Annotated in this window: 14 protein-coding genes; 6 read left to right on the top strand and 8 right to left on the bottom strand. The window is 64.2% G+C overall.

Annotated elements, in window-relative coordinates:
- The first annotated feature begins 78 nt into the window (after window positions 1-78).
- Both I4X03_RS21490 and I4X03_RS21485 read left to right on the top strand, forming a co-directional pair.
- The gene (locus I4X03_RS21490; protein WP_223470608.1) at window positions 79-1,596 is read left to right on the top strand and encodes a BCCT family transporter; all 1,518 of its coding nucleotides are present in this window, start codon (window positions 79-81) and stop codon (window positions 1,594-1,596) included.
- Between the two features lie 7 nt (window positions 1,597-1,603).
- A complete protein-coding gene (locus I4X03_RS21485; RefSeq protein WP_223470606.1) occupies window positions 1,604-3,373 on the top strand; it encodes an ABC transporter ATP-binding protein in 1,770 nt (589 codons plus the stop codon).
- Between the two features lie 42 nt (window positions 3,374-3,415).
- Here I4X03_RS21485 and I4X03_RS21480 read toward each other — a convergent pair whose 3' ends face one another.
- The 7 genes from I4X03_RS21480 to I4X03_RS21450 form a co-directional block, all read right to left on the bottom strand.
- Complete coding sequence (locus I4X03_RS21480; protein WP_223470604.1) at window positions 3,416-5,386, bottom strand: TRAP transporter large permease; 1,971 nt, start codon at window positions 5,384-5,386, stop codon at window positions 3,416-3,418.
- Window positions 5,383-5,982 carry a TRAP transporter small permease subunit gene (locus I4X03_RS21475; RefSeq protein ID WP_223470602.1) on the bottom strand — a complete coding sequence of 200 codons (600 nt, stop codon included), beginning with the start codon at window positions 5,980-5,982 and terminating at the stop codon, window positions 5,383-5,385. The genes I4X03_RS21480 and I4X03_RS21475 overlap by 4 nt, the downstream gene beginning before the upstream one ends.
- An 87-nt stretch (window positions 5,983-6,069) precedes the next feature.
- A complete protein-coding gene (locus I4X03_RS21470; protein ID WP_223470600.1) occupies window positions 6,070-7,209 on the bottom strand; it encodes a TRAP transporter substrate-binding protein in 1,140 nt (379 codons plus the stop codon).
- Window positions 7,210-7,376: 167 nt separating this feature from the next.
- On the bottom strand, window positions 7,377-8,510 hold the full coding sequence (locus tag I4X03_RS21465) for a HupE/UreJ family protein (protein WP_307735391.1): 1,134 nt from the start codon (window positions 8,508-8,510) through the stop codon (window positions 7,377-7,379).
- Entirely contained in the window at window positions 8,507-9,688 is a 1,182-nt protein-coding gene (locus I4X03_RS21460) for a tetratricopeptide repeat protein (RefSeq protein ID WP_223470597.1), read from the bottom strand. Before I4X03_RS21460 ends, I4X03_RS21465 begins: the two co-directional genes overlap by 4 nt.
- Before the next feature lie 65 nt (window positions 9,689-9,753).
- On the bottom strand, window positions 9,754-10,047 hold the full coding sequence (locus tag I4X03_RS21455; protein WP_223470595.1) for a hypothetical protein: 294 nt from the start codon (window positions 10,045-10,047) through the stop codon (window positions 9,754-9,756).
- Between the two features lie 12 nt (window positions 10,048-10,059).
- Window positions 10,060-11,559, bottom strand: a complete 1,500-nt coding sequence (locus I4X03_RS21450) for a DUF4331 domain-containing protein (protein ID WP_223470593.1) — start codon at window positions 11,557-11,559, stop codon at window positions 10,060-10,062.
- A 347-nt stretch (window positions 11,560-11,906) separates the two neighbouring features.
- Between I4X03_RS21450 and I4X03_RS21445 the strand changes: the two genes are divergently transcribed.
- Together I4X03_RS21445 and I4X03_RS21440 are read left to right on the top strand one after the other, a co-directional pair.
- The gene (locus tag I4X03_RS21445; protein ID WP_223470585.1) at window positions 11,907-13,949 is read left to right on the top strand and encodes a TonB-dependent receptor; all 2,043 of its coding nucleotides are present in this window, start codon (window positions 11,907-11,909) and stop codon (window positions 13,947-13,949) included.
- Between the two features lie 76 nt (window positions 13,950-14,025).
- Window positions 14,026-15,084 (top strand): aldose epimerase family protein, encoded by a 1,059-nt coding sequence (locus I4X03_RS21440; protein WP_223470583.1) that lies wholly within the window; start codon window positions 14,026-14,028, stop codon window positions 15,082-15,084.
- Between the two features lie 19 nt (window positions 15,085-15,103).
- Here I4X03_RS21440 and I4X03_RS21435 read toward each other — a convergent pair whose 3' ends face one another.
- Entirely contained in the window at window positions 15,104-15,586 is a 483-nt protein-coding gene (locus I4X03_RS21435) for an MgtC/SapB family protein (RefSeq protein ID WP_223470888.1), read from the bottom strand.
- A 338-nt stretch (window positions 15,587-15,924) separates the two neighbouring features.
- Here I4X03_RS21435 and I4X03_RS21430 point away from each other — a divergent pair, with 338 nt between their 5' ends.
- Both I4X03_RS21430 and uvrA read left to right on the top strand, forming a co-directional pair.
- The gene (locus tag I4X03_RS21430; RefSeq protein ID WP_307735390.1) at window positions 15,925-17,169 is read left to right on the top strand and encodes an OmpA family protein; all 1,245 of its coding nucleotides are present in this window, start codon (window positions 15,925-15,927) and stop codon (window positions 17,167-17,169) included.
- Window positions 17,170-17,373: 204 nt separating this feature from the next.
- Window positions 17,374-19,896, top strand: a complete 2,523-nt coding sequence (uvrA, locus tag I4X03_RS21425) for an excinuclease ABC subunit UvrA (protein ID WP_223470581.1) — start codon at window positions 17,374-17,376, stop codon at window positions 19,894-19,896.
- Window positions 19,897-19,904: the final 8 nt, after the last annotated feature.

Raw genomic sequence — 19,904 nt, 5'->3', positions numbered from 1 at the left:
AGCTTTTTCCCAATCATTGCTAAGATTGCGTAGCTGGCCCCCGGATCCCGCCGACGCCGGCAGCCACAAGGGGGCAACATGCAACTCATACTAACAGCCGGATTCATTTTTCTCATTGTTGTGTGGGGTATCGTCTCGCCGGTGACGATGGCCTCGGTGTTCGACACCGCATTGGCCAGCATTACGCGCAACTTCGGCTGGCTGTACCTGTGGATCGTCCTCGGGCTGGTGATTTTCGCCTTCTTCGTCGCGGTGACCCGGTACGGCGACCTGAAGCTGGGCGGGGAAGACGACGAACCGGACTTTTCGGTCGGCAGCTGGTTTGCGATGCTGTTCGCGGCCGGCATGGGTATCGGCCTGGTGTTCTGGGGCGTCGCCGAGCCGATCTCGCATTTCGTCGACGCGCCCCCTGGCGTCGTCCCCGGCACGCCCGAAGCGGCCAACGCCGGCATGCGCTATGCGTTTTTCCATTGGGGCCTGCATCCATGGGCCGTGTACAGCGTGGTGGCGCTGTCGATCGCCTTCTTCCAGTACCGCCGCGAGGGCGTCGCCCTGATCAGCACCGTCACCAGTGCGCTGCCATGGAAACCGGTGCAGCGCATGTCGGGCTTGTTCAACGGCCTGGCCGTCATCGCCACCGCGTTCGGGGTGGCGGCGTCGCTGGGCATGGGCGCCCTGCAGATCAACAGCGGCCTCGGCTCGCTGTTCGGCCTCGAAGTCAGCGAGCGCATGCAGGTGGTGATCATCACCGTCACGGCGGTCCTGTTCATGGTCTCCGCGGTAACCGGTGTCGAACGCGGCATCAAGTACCTGTCCACCTTTAACATGGGCCTGGCCGTCGTGCTGACCGCGGCCGTGTTCATCCTCGGCCCCACAGTCGCGATCATCGATACCTTTACCAATACCCTGGGCAGCTATCTGAGCGAATTGGTGCGGATGAGCCTGCGCGCCACGCCATTCCGCGACAGCCAATGGGTTGGCGGCTGGACCATTTTCTATTGGGCGTGGTGGATTTCCTGGTCGCCTTTCGTGGGCCTGTTCATTGCCCGGGTGTCGCGCGGGCGGACGATACGGGAATTCATTTTCGGCACCATGCTGGCGCCGACGATGGCTGCGTTCATCTGGTTCTCGGTCTTCGGCGGCAGCGCGCTGTACATGGAAATCTGGCAGAACGTGCCGATTGCCGAAGCGGTCAAGGCCGATGTCTCGACCGCGCTGTTCGCGATGTTCGACGCCATGCCGCTGGGCGGGCTGATGTCGTTCGCGGCCACGCTCGTGGTGCTGGTGTTCTTCGTGACCTCGGGGGATTCGGCGGTATTGGTGCTTGGCATGATGAGCACGGGCGGGGATCCGAATCCGCGCGCCCGCATCAAGCTGATCTGGGGGACACTGGTGGCCGGCATTGCCATCAGCCTGTTGCTGGCCGGCGGGCTGAAGGCGGTGCAGACAGCCACCATCGTCTTCGCGCTGCCGTTTTCGCTGGTGATCGTGCTGATGGTGGTGGCGCTGTGGCGCGGGCTCCGGCACGACCGCAAGGAGGAGGACCAGCGCGAGCGCGAGCTGCGCCGCCGCATCCGCCAGATGACGCAGCGCTAGCCCGGCGATGCCCATACTGTGGAGCTACCTGCGTCCGCACTGGCGCCTGGCCGGCCTGGCGCTGCTGCTGGCGACGGTCAGTCAGGTGCTGGCGCTGGTCGACCCCATCATCTTCGGCAAAATAGTCGACGAATACGCGATCAACCGCTCCGGCAAGACCGAACAGGCCTTGATCTCCGGCGTTTCGCGGCTGCTGGCTTTGGCCGTGCTGGTCGCGGTGCTGTCGCGGGCCGCCAAGGCGCTGCAGGAATACGTCACGCGCCTGGTCGTGCAAAAGCTCGGTACGCGCATGTTCAACGACGGCCTCAAACAGCTGCTGCGCCTGAAATTCCAGGAATTCGAAGACATGCGCAGCGGCGAATCGCTGTCGCTGCTGCAGAAGGTGCGCGCCGACAGCGAGCGCTTCATCAACGCCTTCATCAATACCCTGTTCGCGTCACTGGTCGGGGTCAGCTTCCTGGTGTGGTATTCGGTTGCCAGGCATTGGCTGCTGGTGCCGGTGTTCCTGATCGGCGTGCTGGTGATGGGCGGGCTCACCGGCCTGCTGAGCCGTGAAATCAAGAGCCAGCAGCGCTCGATCACGCGCGAGACCAACCGCAACTCGGGCTTCATCACCGAGTCGCTGCGCAATATCGAATTGATCAAGAGCCTGGGCCTGACCTTCCCTGAAATCCGCCGCCTGCACGCGCAGACCGAAGCGATCTTCGCGCTCGAGATGACCAAGGTGAAGCGCATCCGCCTGCTGTCGTTCCTCCAGGGGACGACCTTGAGCGTGCTGAAGCTGTCGATCCTGTTCGCGCTGCTGTGGCTGATCTTCCGCGACGTGCTCACCACCGGCGAGCTGATTGCGATGCAGTTCATCTCGGTGGCGATCTTCGCGCCGCTGCAGGAACTGGGGAACATCATCGTCGCCTGGCGCGAGGCCGATGCCTCGCTGCTGAACTTCGCCGCGCTGATGCAAAAGCCGGTCGAGCGCCGGCCCGAATCGCCGGTCGATATCGGGCCGGTCACGCATGTGCGGTTCTCCAACGTCTCGTTCCGCCACAAGGATGCGCTCGACGATGCGGTCAGCGGCGTGTCGTTCGAGGCGGCGCTGGGCGACACGGTGGCGTTCGTCGGCCCGTCGGGCTCCGGCAAGTCGACGCTGGTCAAGCTGCTGGTCGGCCTGTACGCGCCCACCAGCGGCGGTGTGTTCTACAACGACATCTCGACCAATGATTTTCGCTACAACATGGTGCGCCGCCAGATCGGCCTGGTGACCCAGGAGACCCACCTGTTCGCCGGCTCGATCCGCGACAACATCCGCTACGTGAAGGCGGATGCGACCGACGCCGAGATCGTGACGGCGATGGAGCAGGCCGCATGCACTTACCTGATCGACAAATCGGCGCAGGGCCTGGACACGGTCATTGGCGAAATGGGCGTGAAGCTGTCCGGCGGGGAAAGGCAGCGCCTGGCGATTGCGCGGGCGCTGATCCGCAAGCCGCCGCTGCTGATTTTCGACGAGGCGACCTCCGCCCTCGATTCGCTGACCGAAGAACAGGTCAGCAACACGGTGCGCAGCATCTCGGCGCAGCGCACCCAGATCACGATGCTGATCGCGCACCGGCTCTCGACGATCATGCACGCCGATACGATCGTGGTACTGGAGAAGGGGAGTATCGTGGAGCAGGGTACGCATGCCGACTTGCTCGAACGGCGCGGCCTGTATTACGCGATGTGGCGGCAGCAGGTGGGGGAGCGGCCTTCGCTGGCGCCGCACCAGGGCGTGCTGTAAAACGCCGGGGCGCGGATCGCTCCGCGCCCCGGCCTTGCCAGATTACTTGTACAGCAGCTCCGGCAGCCACAAACCAATCGCCGGGAAGGTGTACAGCATGATGATGCCCACCACCTGGATTGCCATGAACGGCAGCATGCCCATGAAGATCTGGTTCAGCGTGACATGCGGCGGCGCCACGCCCTTCAGGTAGAAGGCCGACATCGCAACCGGCGGCGACAGGAAGGCGGTTTGCAGGTTCATCGCAACGAGCAGCCCGAAGAACAGCGGGTCGATGTTGAAGTGCCCCAGCAGCGGGACGAAGATCGGCATGAAGATCACGATGATCTCGGTCCACTCCAGCGGCCAGCCAAGCAGGAAGATGATCACCTGCGCCAGCAGCATGAACTGCACCGGCGTCAGGTCCATCGACAGCACCCACTCGTTGATGATCTCTTGCCCGCCCAGCAGCGCGAACGCGGCCGAGAAGATGCTCGAACCGACGAACAGCCAGCACACCATCGCGCTGGTCTTGGTCGCCAGGTGGGCCGATTCCTTCAGCATGGGGAAGTTGAAGCGCCGGTAGGCGATCGCCAGCAGGATGCCGCCGAAGGCGCCCATCGCAGCGGCCTCGGTTGGCGTTGCCAGGCCGAACACGATACTGCCAAGGACCGCAAGGATCATGAAGGCCAGCGGGAACAGCGAGCCAAGCAGCATCTTGAAGATCTCCAGCCGCGCAAAGCTGAAGTAGGCGTAGAAGATCGCTGCCAGCGCCAGGCAGACCGCCATCGCGATCCAGTAGGTACGCGGCGCATCCTGCGATTGCGGCTGCGCCGCCGTGCTGTTGGCTTCCGTCGCCGGCATGGGCATGGTGGCGGCGGGAGGCATCGCCGCCGCAGGCGCCTCGGCACTGGTCGGCTCGGCCAGGCCTTCTTCCGCGGGTGGCTCTTCGAGTCCGCCTTCGACCGGGGGCTCTTCCAGCCCGCCTTCGAGCGGCGGCTCCTGCAGCCCGCCGCTATAGGCGGTCTCGGGTTGCACGTTTTGCGCCGCGCCCATTTCAACCATCTCGGTCGGCGCTTCGGCCGGCGCCGTGAATGCGCGGTAGCCAAGGCCCAGGAACAGCGCCAGCGCGAGCGCTGGCAGCAGCGCGACGAACAGCTGCGTCACCACGGTGCGTTTCGGTACGCCGGCGCCGCGCGAGCCTTTCAGCGCGCCGAACAGGCCGGGCAGTGCGCCGGTCGGGCCCCCTGCGAGGATCAGGGTGGCATGCTCCGGGAGGGCGACGCGGCGGTCTTCCTCGGACAGTGGCGGGGCCACGCTCGGCTTGAGCTTGGCCAGTATCATCACGTAGCCGACATACAGCACCGCCAGCATGATCCCGGGGAGCAGCGCGCCGGCGTACAGCTTGACCACCGAGACACCGGCCGTGGCGCCGTAGACGATCAGCAGCACCGACGGCGGAATCAGGATGCCGAGGCAGCCGCCTGCGGTGATCGCGCCGGCCGACAGTTGCGTGCTGTAGCCTGCCTTGAGCATGGCCGGCAATGCCAGCAGTCCCATCAAGGTGACGACCGCACCGACGATGCCGGTGGCGGTGGCGAAGACCGCGCAGGTGAGGATGGTGGCCACCGCCAGCGACCCGGGCACGCGCGCCATGGCGATGTGCAGGCTTTTGAACAGCCGTTCGATCAGGTTGGCGCGTTCGACCAGATAGCCCATGAAGATGAACAGCGGGATCGAAATGAGCACGTCGTTGGCCATCACCGAATAGGCGCGCTGCACCATCAGGTCAAGCGTCTGCTGCCACGCCTGCCCGGGGTCGCGCGTGTAGAACGCGTAAAACGCGAACATCACGCCCATGCCCATCAGGGTAAACGCGGTCGGGAAGCCGAGCATGATGGCGATCACGACCAGGGCCAGCATCAGCAGGCCGACGTGGCCGTTGGTCATGTCGGCAGGCGCCGGCATGAAGGCGAACAGCGTGATGACGAGGGCGACCAGGATGGATAGCCCGAACCAGATTTCCTTTTTCATCGCTGGCCCTCCGGATGCTTGTCGTCGGCCCTGACCTGGACCATTTCACGCAGCTGGTCGACATCGACCTCTTCGACGTCGCGCTCGCGCGGCGGCCAGGCGCCGTCGCGCAGGCAGGCGATGCAGCGGATGATTTCGGCAAAGCCCTGCAACAGCAGCAGCGCGCCGGAAATCGGGATCACCATCTTGAACGGATACAGCGGCGGGCCGTTGGCGGTCAGCGTCGAGTGTTCATTGATGGCCAGTGATTCGGCCGCGTAGGTGTACCCGGCCCATACCAGCGCAACCACGCCGGGGATGAAGAAGACGATGTACAGCACCAGGTCCAGCCCGGCCTGGAGGCGCGGCGGGAAGAAGCCGTACAGGACGTCGCCGCGCACGTGGCCGCTTTTGGCCAGGGTGTAGGCGCCGGCCATCATGAAGGCGCTGCCGTAAGCCATGATCATCAGGTCGAAGGCCCACGGGTTGGGGCTGTTCAGCACGTAGCGCGCGAATACCTCCCAGGTGATTAAAAAAGTCAGTGCGACAATCAGCCACGAAAAGGCCTGGCCGACCCAGCTGCTAATCCGGTCGACGAAAAATAAAACGTTCTGCATGCGGTACTCCAAAAGCCGGGCGGCGGGCTAGGGAAAAAAAACACCATCCGATATTCTGGATGGTGTGCAGGACAGGTCCTGGCCGGGTTAGCCCTTCTTCGGCGCCGCCCTGCGGGCGAAGTAGTGGTTGTAGGCCATGCGGCGCGGGGCATTGGTATCCATGTCCCACTTCATGGCGCGGTCGGCGAACGCGCGCTGCGACGCCTCGACTTCGCGGAACAGCGGATTGTCCGCGCCCTTTTTCTTCACCACTTCATCCCACACCGCCAGCTGCGCTTGCAGCACCGCATCGGGAGTCTTGTAGAACTTGACGCCGTCCTTGGCCTGCATGTCGCGGTAGTCCTTGGAGTAGCGGTCGATCGCCTTCCACGACATGTCGGCCGACGAGGCTTCGACGGCGTTGTCGATAATCGCGCGCATCTTGGCCGGCAGGGCGTTGAACTTGGTCTTGTTGAAGGAGATCTCGAACTGCTCCGACATCTGGTGGAAGCTTTGCAGCATGCAGACCTTGGAGACGTCCGGGAAGCCGAGGATGCGGTCGGAGGTGGCGTTGTTGAATTCAGCGCCATCGAGCAGGCCGCGGTCCATCGCCGGCACGATCTCGCCGCCAGGCAGCGCGTTGACGGCGGCGCCCATCGAGGTGAACAAGTCGATCGCCAGGCCGTTGGTGCGGAACTTCATGCCCTTCAGGTCGGCGACCTTGGTGATCGGCTTCTTGAACCAGCCCAGGGGCTGGGTCGGCATCGGGCCGGTCAGGTAAGACACCACGTTGGCGCCGATCGAGTTGTACAGCTTGGCCAGCAGCTCCTTGCCGCCGCCGTATTTGTGCCATGCCAGCACCATGTTCGCGTCCATGCCGAACACCGGACCCGAGGTCCACAGTGCGATCGCGCTTTGCTTGCCATAGTTGTAGCCCATGACGCCGTGGCCGCCGTCGAGCGTGCCCTTGGAAACCGCATCGAGCAGGCCGAAGGCGGGAACCACCGCGCCGGCCGGCAGCACCTCGATTTTCAGGTCGCCGCCGGTCATGTCATTGACCTTCTTGGCGAAATCGAGCGCGTACTCGTGGAAGATGTCCTTGCTCGGCCAGGTGCTCTGGAAGCGCAGCTGGGTCGGGGTCTGGGCGGTGGCGATCATTGGGACGGCGAGGGCAGTGCCCGCGGCGGCGCCAATGAACGTACGGCGGTTAGAAACGGCTTGCTGCAACTTGGTATCGCTCTTCTTCATCGTGTGTCTCCTGTGTTTTAGTTTTACATGGATCTGAACCGATAAATCTCGACGCTTGCGACTGGGGCACCCTCCTGTTTTATCTTGTATGCATGGCAAATCGCCCGCTAAGAATGTTCTAGGATGCTTACAGTTTGCTTACGTCGAGCTTACAAAGCGAAGATCAGTCAGGAGATTAGCGCGATATCAAGTGCCCGTTCGGCAAACCAGACGAGCGCGACCACAGCAATCAGCGCCGAGCCGCCCGCCAGGATCGCCTTCCGGTAGAACGCGGTATGGCGCGCCAGGAAGGCCAGCGGCAGGAATGCGGCGACGATGGCGATCTGGCCCAGTTCGACACCGACGTTGAACCCCACCAGCGACAGCATCAGCGACCCCTTGGGCAGGCCGAGGTCGATCAGCACGCCGGCAAAGCCAAACCCGTGGAGCAGGCCGAATCCAAAGGCGACCAGCGCGCGCTGGCGCTGGAACATCGGCCAGATATTGTTCAGTGCAGCAAGAACAACCGAGGCGGCGATCGTTGCTTCAACCAGCCGCGACGGCAACGACAGCATGCCCAGGGTGGCCAGCGACAGCGTGATCGAATGGGCCAGCGTGAAGGCGGTAACGATCTTGACGACGTCGATTGCTGCAATGCGGAAGGTGGGGGCGCCGGACCATGCGCGGTTGCTGTACACCAGCACGGCCGGCAGCATCAGCGCCAGCAGGAACAGGATATGGTCGAAGCCGATCCAGATATGCCAGACGCCGTGGCGCACATAATCGGCGAACTGGCGCCATTTGGACGCGCCGGCGAGCTGCAGCTGCTGGCGCGGCGCATCCGGGGTGAAGATCGCGGTGCTGGTATTCGCGCCATGGGCGAGCTTGAGCAGGCCCTTGTGCTGCGGGTCGATATCGAACAGCAGGCCGTAGTCGACATCGAGGGTCGCGACGTCGGCAGGGCAGTCGGCGCGCAGGCGCATGACGGCGTAGGTGCCGTCGGTATGGTCGTCGAGCAGGTGGTGCGTCACCTGCAGCGGGCAAGCCGCGCCGCCGCTGGCCAGCTTCAGGCGCGATAGGGCATAGGCGGCGATGGCGTCGTGGCGCAGGCGTACCTCGTCCCAGGTCAGCTCGCCGTTGCCGTCGGCGTCCAGGCCGATGGCCATGTCCAGGTCGCGCAGCGCGATGTCCCACTGGCCGTCGACGCGGGCGCCGGCCACGCTCAGGCTCAGGTAGCTGTCGCTCGGCTTGTGGGCCGACGCCGGCAGGGCCGTCAGGAAGGCGCATGCGCCCAGGCACGCCAACCACAGGCGCCGCATCATGCCGCGGCTTTCAGTTTGGCGAGCGCCGCCTGGAGCGTGCGGTCTTCGATCTTCGACGACGTGAGCCAGTCGCGCACCAGCCGCGTGGCCTCGGCGTCGCCGCTGGCGGCGGCCGCTTCGGCGAGGATGCGCAGGTCGGCCGGTTCCTTCTGTACCGCCCAGTTCAGCTTTGCCAGGCGCACCGCCGCCGCCGGGTCGTCGCGCAGGCCGAGTTCAAAGCGCGACTGCTCGCGCTGGTGCACGGTGTCGGCGCGCAGCATGGCCGCTTCAAAGCGGCTGCGCAGCACATTGATGTGGCGTGCGGCGTCGGGCGAACCGGTGCTCCGGAGCGCCAGCGCGTAGCGCAGCAGCAGGGCGTCGGCGCGGGTTTTGTCCTTGAGCAGGGTGACCACCTCGGGAGCGCGCTGGTGGTCGAGCAGGAAGTCGGCGTACGCGCCGAGCAGGTAGCTGTCGCTGCCGTCATAGGTCAGCGCCTCGCGAAAATACGCTTCGGCCGCCGCGTCCTTGCCAAGGCGGGCTGCCATTTCGGCCAGCAGCGTCACGACCCAGATGCGGATCTCGGGCGCCGCGCCTGGGGCGTGCGCGAGCGCTTGCTGCAGCTCGGCGTAGCTGGCCTGGGCGGCGCCGCTGACGCTGCCCACGCTTGACAGGCAGGTCTGGACCACCAGCGCCGGCGCGCGCGAATGAAGGCGCATGCAGCTGGCCCTGGCGGCGGCAAAGTCGCCGGTGATCGATTGCACGGTCGCCTGGGTCAGCCAGGCTTGCGGATTCTCGGGGTCCTGGCGCAGCACCGCCGCGAGGTCGGCGAGGGCCGCGTCAAACTGGTGGGTGCTCTGGCGCAGCGTGGCGCGCAGCACCAGCACCTCGGCCGGTGGCTGCTGCTGCTTCCACCAGGGCGCCAGTGCTGCTTGTGCGTAGCCCAGGTAGCGCGGATCGCCATCGCCGCGCGCCAGTTCGATATAGCGGCGCGCCAGCGACGCCGCCAGCGCCAGGTCGGACGGGTTCTTGTTCAGTGCCGCGCGCAGGCTGGCAAGCTCGCGCTGCTTGGGATCGCTACGCGAAGGCAGGCGTTCGACGACCTTGCTGCCGTCCGATGGAATGTAGGGTGCTGCATAGGCGCTGATAGACAGCGCGTGCGCCAACAGGATCAGCGCAAGAAGACGTTGTACGGTCGTCATGGGAGTTCGTTATTTTTTTTATGGGAAAGGGAGGAACAGCGTATGCCGCTCCTCCCGCTTGATGCTTACTGCACCGGTTCAGGCTCGGTGGTTTCCGGCGTGGTGACCGCCACAGTATCGATGGCGATCGGCTCCGTGGTGTCGAGCAGCGAGGCTACCTGCGCCGATACGAAGGCGAAGAAGGCATCGACCGCGGCCACCGGAGGCGGCACTGGCGTCGGGGCCGGCGCCGGCGCAGGGCCTGGCGCCGGCTCGTGGTCGTCGTTGTCGCTGCCGCAGGCGGTCAGCAGCAAGGCCGCCGCCAGTGCCGCGGTGGCGAAGCCGAGGCGCTTGCGCGCGCCTGATGGTTGTGTGCGCATAGTCCGTCTCCCTTATTGGTTGCCTGGCAGCGGCGTGTTCAGGTAAGGGAAGGCTGGCTTGAACGAGGCGGCCGTCTTGCGCACGCCGTCGGTCAATGGCGCAGCGCCCGCTGGCGCATCGGAAGGCTTGCAGCCTACCTGCAGCGTATCGGCAGTGCCGGTCAGCACGCACAGTGCGCCCATCGCCACGCGCATCGACACGTCGACGATGTCATCGGCGGGACGGCGGCCGTTCGGGAAGCCGGCATTGTCGCCGCCTGCCACGCCCAGCACGTTTTGCGATGCCAGCGGCGTCGCGGCGATGCTGGTATTGAGGCGCATCATTTCCGAAGCGACGACATTCTTAGGCTGGTTGACGCCGTTGATGCCCTTCAGGAACACGGTGACCAGGTCGTTACGCGGGAAGTTGGTTGGCGCCTTGGCGATCGGGAACAGGGTCTCGACCACGGCTGGCAGCACCGGATTGGTGACGTAGTTGATGAATTGCGCGTCATCCTTCGGCTTGGAGGTGTTGAAGCGGTCCTTGTCGTCCATGCCGATGATCACTTCGTTCACCAGAGGCATGCCGATGCGCGACACCTGGCTCCAGGCGCCGCCTTCCTTGACGGCGGTGTTGATGCCCGACGCTGGCGCCGGGTTCAGCAGGCGGCCCTGGCGCATGCTGGCGGTGGCGTAGGCGCCGATGACTGGCTCGCCGGCGACGGTCAGGCAGGAGATCGGAATTTCCATCGCGATCGAGCTGACGTTCTTGTTTTCCAGATCGTTCTTGTTGCCGTTGGTTTCGGCGCCGAGCGGGTTCAGGTTAAACAAGTCGAAGATCTTGCCGACCGCGATGTAGAACGGCTCCTTGCGCTGGCCGACGAACACCCGTCCCGTTCCGCAGCCAGGAATGGCGATGTCGTACATGTGCAGGTTGGCGTAGGTTTCGTAGCCGGTGGTGCCGCCGAAGACCTTGTCGCCGATATTGTCGACTGGCTTGTCGAATTCCGTCGCGCCGCCGCTCGCTGCCGCCAGGCGCGTGCGGGTGCCGCCGCGGCGGTCGCCCTTGACCATGTCGATGGTGTAGGTTTCGCGCACATTCAGCGAGGCTGGATTGACGCCGCTGATGGTCGAGGAGTTGATCAACGGAATCAGCACTTGCTTGCCGCCGATGTTGAGGGCGGTGCGCTTGGAGGTGTTCTTGAAGCGCAGCTGGAAGGTGATGTCTTCCTTGGCGTCGCCGTTGTTATCGATGTGGATTTCGTACATGGCGTTCTGGTCGAACTGGTAGAAGTTCGGGCCGCCCTGCGGATCCTGGAATGGAATGAAGTTGGCGATCATCGTCACATAGTCCTGGCGGCCAGCGGCGTAGCTGCGGAACATGTAAAAGTCGGTGCCATCGACCTTCGGGGCATTTGTCAGGAACGGCGCTTCGCGGTGGCTCGATGCGCTGGCCGGGGCGATGGCGCCCGCTAACGCCGTGCCGGTGATGATGGCGGCAATCCACATATTCTTTCGCTGCTTTGCTTGCATGATCGACTTCTCCTCAGATGTATTAGCCCGCCGTTGCGGGAATCATTGTCAGTGTTTCTACGACACTTATACGGTGGTTGAGGTCGTTTGAATGTGAAATACCGAACACATGTAAGCAAAGACTACAGTTGTAACAACTTGTTTCATCCGTTTCATTCCCGTATGAAACGTCGGGCATATTTGTTTATCCAGTTACCTGTAGTGCGGCACGCAAGTTAACAATCTTATACTCTTTGCAATATCTTTTGGTCATGCTGTGCGCGGGCAATCCAATTCGTTTGCGCCGCCGTATATGCCTGGGGAAGAACAGCAATCGTCATCGACGCGGATAAAACGGAAAAATGAACATGACAAGAAAATGGCCATATCTCGCAGCCCTCGTGTGTGCGGGCGGAGTCGCAGCAGAGGAGCCGGTAGCGGCGGCGGTCACCGTGGTGACCGTGGCGGGCCACTATAACAACGCGATCGGCAGTTCGGACGCCGCCAGCGAGGGCACGGTGAATGCCGAGCTGATCCGCAACCGGCCAGCGCTGCGCACGGGCGAACTGCTGGAATTTGTCCCTGGAATGATCGTCACCCAGCACAGCGGCGACGGCAAGGCCAATCAATACTTCCTGCGCGGCTTCAATCTCGATCACGGCACCGACTTCGCCACCCATGTGGACGGCATGCCGGTGAACATGCGCTCGCACGCCCACGGTCAGGGCTATACGGATCTGGGCTTCCTGATCCCCGAGCTGGTGCAGCGCATCGACTACAAGAAGGGACCTTACTTCGCCAGCGAGGGCGATTTCTCGTCGGCCGGTTCGGCGCGCATGCGCCTGGCCGACAGCCTGCCCAATGGCACCGCCACGCTGTCGGTGGGCGAAAACGGGTATCGCCGCATGGTCGTGACCGACTCTGTCGCGACCGCCGGCGGCAATCTGGTGGCCGGGCTCGAGGTCCATCGCAACAACGGCCCTTGGGAAACCCCGGAAGACCTGCGCAAATACAGCGCCACCGTGCGCTATGTGCAGGGCGCCGGCAACGACGGCTATTCCGTCACCGCCATGGCGTACCGGAATACCTGGAACGCCACCGACCAGGTTCCGCTGCGCGCCGTCGAGGGCGGCACGCTCGACCGGTTTGGCAGCATCGACGCCAGCGATGGCGGTGTCAGCTCGCGCTACAGCCTGTCCTGGGCGATGAAAAAGCGCGGCCAGGACAGGCTGACCGAAGTGGATGCCTACGCCGTGGCCTCGGCGCTGGACTTGTACAGCAACTTCACCTACTTCCTTGACAATCCGGACACGGGCGACCAGTTCCGCCAAAGCGAGCGGCGCCGCATGGGCGGCCTGAACGCGGCGCATAGCTGGACCGGCACCGTCAACGGATTAGCGATGCGCAACAAGGTCGGCGTGCAGGCGCGCGTTGACCGGCTCGCTCCGGTGGGCCTGTACCGCAGCGTGCGGCGCGAAACGGACGAGACGGTACGCGAAGACCGCCTGACCGAGTCAAGCGCGGGCGTGTACCTCGAAAACACCATTGCGTGGCTGCCGGCGTTTCGCAGCATCGCCGGGGTGCGCTACGATGCCTACCGCTTCCGTGTCGACAGCAACATCGAAGGCAATTCCGGCAAGGCATCCGACGCCATCGCCTCGCCCAAGCTGTCGCTGGTGTTCGGGCCGTGGCGCAAATCCGAGCTGTTCATCAATTACGGCAAGGGCTTCCACAGCAACGACGCGCGCGGCACCACGCAGACGCGCCTGGTCGACGGCGGCGCGGCCAGCCCGGTAACCCCGCTGGTGGCCACGCGCGGCATGGAGCTGGGCGCGCGCACCGAGATCGTGCCCGGCCTGCAAAGCTCGCTCGCGCTATGGCGGCTGGATATCGATTCCGAACTGCTGTTCATCGGCGACGCCGGCGATACCGAGGCGAGCCGCGCCAGCCGCCGCCGCGGCATCGAATGGAACAACCATCTGATCGCCACGCCATGGCTGCTGTTCGATGTCGACCTGGCGGTGTCGCGCGCGCGCTTCGCCGAACCGGACCCGGCAGGGGATCGGATTCCCGGATCGCTGGGCAAGGTGGCCTCGTTCGGGGCGACCGTCACCGGACTTGGGCGCTGGTCGGGCGGCGTGCAGGCCAGGTACTTCGGCCCGCGGCCATTGATCGAGGACGGCTCGATGACGTCGCGCTCGACGGCGCTGCTGTACGGGCGAATCGGCTACGCGCTGTCGAGCAAGACGCGGCTCTCGCTCGACGTGTTCAACCTGCTGGACCGCAAGGCCAGCGACGTCGACTACCTGTATGAGTCGCGCTTGCGGGGGGAAGCGGCGGGTGTGGAAGACATCCATTTCCATCCGGTTGAACCGCGCAGCGTACGCCTGACGCTGGCCCACAATTTCTGAGTGGCGCACGTGCCGTGGGCGTGAAAAAGCGCATGCTGGTGTACCATTCGCCGAGCTACTTCATGCGAGGAATTTGGTGCAAGCGAACATTACGCGGAGCGACTTCGGCACCCTGCCAGATGGCAGGCGCGCCTCCTTATACACCTTGGTCAACCCGAACGGCCTGATCGTCAAGATCAGCGACTTCGGCGGCGTCATCACGGAAATCCACACGCCTGACCGCCACGGCAAATTTTCCGATATCAACCTGGGCTTCGACCATGTCTTGCCCTATCTGGAAGATTCGCCTTATTTCGGCGCGCTGATCGGTCGCCACGGCAACCGCATCGCGAAAGGACGGCTGGTGCTCAACGGCCAGCTGGTCCAGCTGCCGGTCAACAATGGCGAACATCACCTGCACGGCGGGCCGGGCGGCTTCCACCGCGTGTTCTGGCAGGTGGAGCCGTTCGAGCGCGGCGACAGCGTCGGCCTCACGCTGAGCTACCGCAGTGCCGATGGCGAGCAGGGCTATCCCGGAAACCTCGACGTCACCGTGGTCTACGAACTGACCCCGGCCAACGAATTATGGGTGCGCTTCCATGCCGTGACCGACAAGGTCACGCCGGTCAACCTGACCCAGCACGCTTATTTCAACCTGGCGGGGAAAGGCGACATTCTCGGGCATCGCCTGATGATCGACGCCGATGCGTTCACACCGGTGGACAGCACGCTGATTCCGACCGGGCGCCTGCAGCCCGTGGAAGGCACGCCGTTCGACTTCCGCGCGCCGCACGCCATCGGTTCGCGCATTCTGGCGCAGGACCAGCAACTGGCCTACGGCGGCGGCTACGACCATAACTTTGTGCTCAACAAGACCGGCAGCGGCTGCCAGCTGGCCGCGCGCGTCGTCGAGCCGGTGTCGGGGCGGGTACTGGAAATGCACACCGAGGAACCCGGTGTCCAGTTTTACAGCGGTAACTTCCTCGATGGCAGCCTGACAGGAAAAGGCTGGAATTACCGCCATCGCGGCGGCTTTTGCCTGGAACCCCAGCATTTCCCCGATGCGCCCAACCAGCCAACGTTCCCGAGTACGCTACTGCGGCCGGGTCAGGAATACCGCACCCAGTCGAAGTTCGTCTTTTTGGTGGAACAATAGAACGGTCGTGCGCGAGGGTTTAATCCCTGCGCTTGCGCTCACTGCGGCGCAGCAGCGACAGAATGATCAGCGCCAGCATCGCGCTCAGCACTGCCGTCGCCTCGCGGCCCATGCCGGCCGCGATGCCGACCGCGGCGGTCAGCCACACGCTCGCCGCCGTGGTCAGGCCGTGGATTTCGCCTTCCTTCTGGGACTTCAGGATGGCCCCGGCGCCGAGGAAGCCCACCCCTGCGGTGACCCCCTGCAGCACGCGCGACACGTCGGCGATGACCATGCCAGCCTGCAGCGGAATCAGCACAAACAGCGCCGAACCGAGCGACACCAGCATGTGCGTGCGCAGGCCGGCGGAGGCGCCGATCGACTCACGCTCGTAGCCCAGCAGCGCGCCCAGAGCGACTGCAACGAGCAGCCGCAACACGACCCGGGTGATATCCGACACATCGCCGAGATCGGAAAATTCCTGCTGAATCGTTACCCAAATTTCATGCCACCACACGTTGATTTCTCCACTTGATTCGATTTAATCCGCGCAGGATACACGGATGGGTATTATCAGAGCGCCAAGTTGGCAAGGGGCACAGCGGACACGGCAGGCAAGGCTGGAAAGCGGATGGGCAAAACAGCAACAAAGCGCGTTGCCTTGCATCGAATGTTTACGTCGGCGCAGGTGAAACCGTTGTATTTTTGCGACTTTTGTTATACCTTCAACTCTAATGTTCGCTACCGTACGGAGCGGCAGTTGGTGATGGGTAATAGTTCAGTCACAGCAGCGCAACTGCGCGAGCCTGCACCAAATTAAGCAACCGTGGATATCACTATCCCCTAACACGAAAGAAAAATATGAAATCAGCTAAAAACATGTTCAAACTGACCGCGATCGCCGCTGCAATCCTGGCAAGCCAGGTAGTCATGGCACAGAGCACCACGACGACGACGACGACGGACATGGGCACGGGTAACACCTCGGTTCAGACCACGACGATGCAGGACGGCTCGATGGCGCCAGCCGCGCCAGACGCGATGATCACCACCGAAAGCAACCTGGAAGCGTGGAACAACAGCGCCGCCTACATCGGTGCAGCAATCGGCCGTTCGCGCGTTGACATCGACGACAAGGCAGCTGCCCGCATGCTGACCACCCCATCCCAGACCGTCAATGCATGGTCGAGCGACGAGCGCGATGTCGGTTTCAAGCTGTTCGCTGGTAAGCACATCAACCGTTACCTGGCAGTTGAAGGCGGTTACTTCGACCTGGGCGATTTCTCGTACACCACCCGCACCGTTCAAGGCGGCAACCTGACCGGCAACCTGCGCATCCGCGGCGTGAACGCTGACCTGATCGGCAAACTGCCAGTATCGCAGCGCTTCATGCTGTTCGCACGTGCCGGTATGGCATACGTCAAGGCTGACACCGATTTCTCGGGTTCGCGCGTCAATGAAGCAGCACCTGCAGAACACAACGAAGGCAAGTGGAAGCCGCACTTCGGCGTTGGCGCTGAGATGAGCCTGAGCCAGAAGCTGTCGCTGCGTCTGGAAGCAGAGCGCGTCCGCACCCGCGACTTCCTGTCGACCAACGGCAAAGCTGACCTGTACTCGCTGGCCCTGGTATACAAGCTCGGCAACCCAGCACCGGCACCTGTCTACGTCGCTCCAGCTGCACCAGCACCTGTAGAAGCTGCGCCAGCACCAGCACCAGTTGTTGAGGCAGCACCAGTTCCTACCTCGGAAAAAGTATCGTTCGCTGCTGAAGCGCTGTTCGACTTCGACAAAGCAATCGTCAAGCCAGAAGGCAAGGCTGCTCTGGACGACCTGCTGAACAAGCTGCAAGGCATGAACACCGAAGTCATGGTTACCGTTGGTCACACCGATTCGATCGGCACCGATGCTTACAACCAGAAGCTGTCGCTGCGCCGCGCTGAAGCTGTCAAGGCTTACATCGTGTCGAAAGGTGTTGAGCAGAGCCGTGTGTACACCGAAGGCAAGGGCGAGACCCAGCCAGTTGCTGACAACAGCACCTCGGAAGGCCGCGCAAAGAACCGTCGCGTGACCGTTGAAGTTGTCGGTACCCGTACCGTCACCAAGTAATTAAGGACTGCGGCGCGCCTGGTGCGCGCCAAATCCTGAAAAGCCGCCCGGCGCAAGCCCGGCGGCTTTTTTTTTACGTCGGCGGTCCGTGCGCAGCGGCAGCGGGCAGTCCCGCCTGTTGCACCCAGCGTGTGACACCGTACAGTGGCCCAGCCCGGCTCTGGGTCTAATAGGGGCAGGTCAATTTTTGGCGGATCAAGATCAATGGACAGGAATAATCAGCCGCGCGCCGGCTTCGTGCGGGTGCGCGGGGCGCGCGAACACAATCTGAAGAACGTCAGCCTCGAGATTCCGCGCGATGCGCTGGTGGTGTTTACCGGCGTGTCGGGCTCGGGCAAGTCATCGCTCGCCTTCGGCACCCTGTACGCGGAGGCGCAGCGGCGCTACCTGGAGTCGGTGTCGCCGTATGCGCGCCGCCTGTTCCACCAGATGCCGGTGCCCGAGGTGGACCACATCGACGGCTTGCCGCCGGCGGTGGCGCTGCAGCAGCAGCGCGGCTCGCCCACCGCGCGCTCGTCGGTCGGCAGCGTCAGCACCTTGTCCAATTCCTTGCGCATGCTCTATTCTCGCGCCGGCGACTATCCGCGCGGGCAGGAGCTGTTGTACGCCGAGTCGTTTTCGCCCAATACGCCGGAGGGCGCCTGTCCGCAGTGCCATGGCCTTGGGCGGGTATATGAGGTGACCGAGCAGTCGATGGTGCCCGACGATACGCTGACCATCCGCGAACGGGCAGTGGCCGCGTGGCCGACCGCCTGGCACGGCCAGAACCTGCGCGACATCCTGGTCACGCTGGGCTACGACGTCGATACGCCCTGGCGCGAGCTGCCGAAAAAGGTGCGCAACTGGATCCTGTTTACCGACGAGCAGCCCACCGTTCCGGTCTACGCCGGCTTCACGCCCGAGGAAACCCGGCGCGCGCTCAAGCGCAAGGAGACCCCGAGCTACCAGGGCACCTTTACCGGCGCGCGCCGCTACGTGCTGCAGACCTTCGCCAACACCGAGAGCGCGTCGATGAAGAAGCGCGCGGCGCGCTACATGGTCAGCAGCGCTTGTCCGCTGTGCGAGGGCAAGCGGCTGCGGCCCGAGTCGCTGTCGGTCACCTTCGAGGGCCATGACATCGCCGACATCTCGCGCTTGCCGCTGGAACGGCTGGCGGCCCTGCTGCGGCCGCACGCCGATGGCAGCGCGAAGAAGAATGCGAAGACCGCCGCCGAGCATCCTGAAAAGCTGATCGTCATGCAGCGCATCGCCGCCGACCTGTCGGCCCGGCTCGATGTCCTGCTCGACCTGGGGCTTGGCTACCTCGCGCTGGAGCGCGGTACGCCGACCCTGTCGCCGGGCGAGCTGCAGCGCCTGCGCCTTGCGACCCAGGTGCGCTCGAACCTGTTTGGCGTCGTGTACGTACTCGATGAGCCGTCGGCCGGGCTGCATCCGGCCGACACCGAGGCTTTGCTGAGCGCGCTGGGCCAGTTGAAGGCATCGGGCAATTCGCTGTTCGTGGTCGAGCATGCGCTGGACGTGATCCGCCACGCCGACTGGATCGTCGACGTCGGCCCGTTCGCAGGCGAGCAGGGCGGCCAGGTGCTGTACAGCGGACCGCCCCCGGGCTTGCAGGCGGTCGAGGATTCGCAGACCCGCCGCTACCTGTTCCCCACCCAGGCGCCAGCGGTCCGCACCCCGCGCACCCCGCAGGGCTGGCTGAAGCTCGAAGGCGTCACCCGCAACAACCTGGACCGGCTCAGCGCCGAATTCCCGCTTGGCGTGATGACCAGCGTGACCGGCGTGTCGGGCTCGGGCAAATCGAGCTTGGTCAGCCAGGTGCTGGTCGAACTGGCCGCGGCCGAACTCGGGCACGATGTTCCGGCCGAGGTGGAGGAGGGTAGCGAGCTGGAAGCGGCGGCCGAGATGCCGCTGGAAGGCCGCATCGTGCATGGCATGGCCGGCATCAAGCGCATGGTGCGTGTCGACCAGAAGCCGATCGGGCGCACGCCGCGCTCCAACCTGGCCACCTACACCGGCCTGTTCGACCATGTGCGCAAGCTGTTCGCCGCAACCAGGCAAGCCCGCGCGCGCCGCTATGATGCCGGGCGCTTTTCGTTCAACGTCGCCAAGGGCCGCTGCGACCACTGCGCCGGCGAGGGCTTCGTGATGGTCGAGCTGCTGTTTTTGCCGAGCGTGTATGCGCCATGCCCGACCTGTTCGGGGGCGCGCTACAACGCCAAGACCCTGGAGATCGCCTACAACGGCAAGAACATCGCCGAGGTGCTGGCGCTGACCGTCGACGCCGCCGCCGAATTCTTCGCCGGCGATGCGGCGGTCAAGCGCTCGCTCGAGGTGCTGCGCGAAGTTGGCCTGGGCTACCTGCGGCTCGGCCAGCCGGCCACCGAACTGTCCGGCGGCGAGGCCCAGCGCATCAAGCTGGCCACCGAACTGCAGCGCGCCGGGCGCGGCAACACCTTGTATATCCTGGACGAGCCGACCACGGGCCTGCACCCGGCCGACGTCGAGCGCCTGATCACCCAGCTCGACGCGCTGGTCGAAGCAGGCAATACGGTGATCCTGGTAGAACACAACATGCGCGTGGCCGCCGCCAGCGACTGGGTCATCGACATCGGCCCGGGCGCCGGGGACGCGGGCGGCAAGGTGGTGGCCGCCGGCCCGCCGCGCGAGGTGGCAAGCCACAAGAGTAGCCGGACCGCGCCCTACCTGGCGAAGTTATTGCCTTAAGGTATTTT

Origin of the sequence: Massilia soli, from assembly GCF_016809835.1 — a bacterium.
In the GTDB taxonomy this organism is placed as follows: Bacteria; Pseudomonadota; Gammaproteobacteria; order Burkholderiales; family Burkholderiaceae_D; genus Telluria_A; species Telluria_A soli.
This window is presented reverse-complemented; position numbering and strand designations above follow the sequence as displayed.

Bases quoted from the DNA above. Each gene is read 5' to 3' on its own strand.
- I4X03_RS21490 (WP_223470608.1), top strand. From the start codon at position 79: ATGCAACTCATACTAACAGCCGGATTCATTTTTCTCATTGTTGTGTGG.
- I4X03_RS21485 (WP_223470606.1), top strand. From the start codon at position 1,604: ATGCCCATACTGTGGAGCTACCTGCGTCCGCACTGGCGCCTGGCCGGC.
- I4X03_RS21480 (WP_223470604.1), bottom strand. From the start codon at position 5,386: ATGAAAAAGGAAATCTGGTTCGGGCTATCCATCCTGGTCGCCCTCGTC.
- I4X03_RS21475 (WP_223470602.1), bottom strand. From the start codon at position 5,982: ATGCAGAACGTTTTATTTTTCGTCGACCGGATTAGCAGCTGGGTCGGC.
- I4X03_RS21470 (WP_223470600.1), bottom strand. From the start codon at position 7,209: ATGAAGAAGAGCGATACCAAGTTGCAGCAAGCCGTTTCTAACCGCCGT.
- I4X03_RS21465 (WP_307735391.1), bottom strand. From the start codon at position 8,510: ATGATGCGGCGCCTGTGGTTGGCGTGCCTGGGCGCATGCGCCTTCCTG.
- I4X03_RS21460 (WP_223470597.1), bottom strand. From the start codon at position 9,688: ATGACGACCGTACAACGTCTTCTTGCGCTGATCCTGTTGGCGCACGCG.
- I4X03_RS21455 (WP_223470595.1), bottom strand. From the start codon at position 10,047: ATGCGCACACAACCATCAGGCGCGCGCAAGCGCCTCGGCTTCGCCACC.
- I4X03_RS21450 (WP_223470593.1), bottom strand. From the start codon at position 11,559: ATGCAAGCAAAGCAGCGAAAGAATATGTGGATTGCCGCCATCATCACC.
- I4X03_RS21445 (WP_223470585.1), top strand. From the start codon at position 11,907: ATGACAAGAAAATGGCCATATCTCGCAGCCCTCGTGTGTGCGGGCGGA.
- I4X03_RS21430 (WP_307735390.1), top strand. From the start codon at position 15,925: ATGAAATCAGCTAAAAACATGTTCAAACTGACCGCGATCGCCGCTGCA.
- uvrA (WP_223470581.1), top strand. From the start codon at position 17,374: ATGGACAGGAATAATCAGCCGCGCGCCGGCTTCGTGCGGGTGCGCGGG.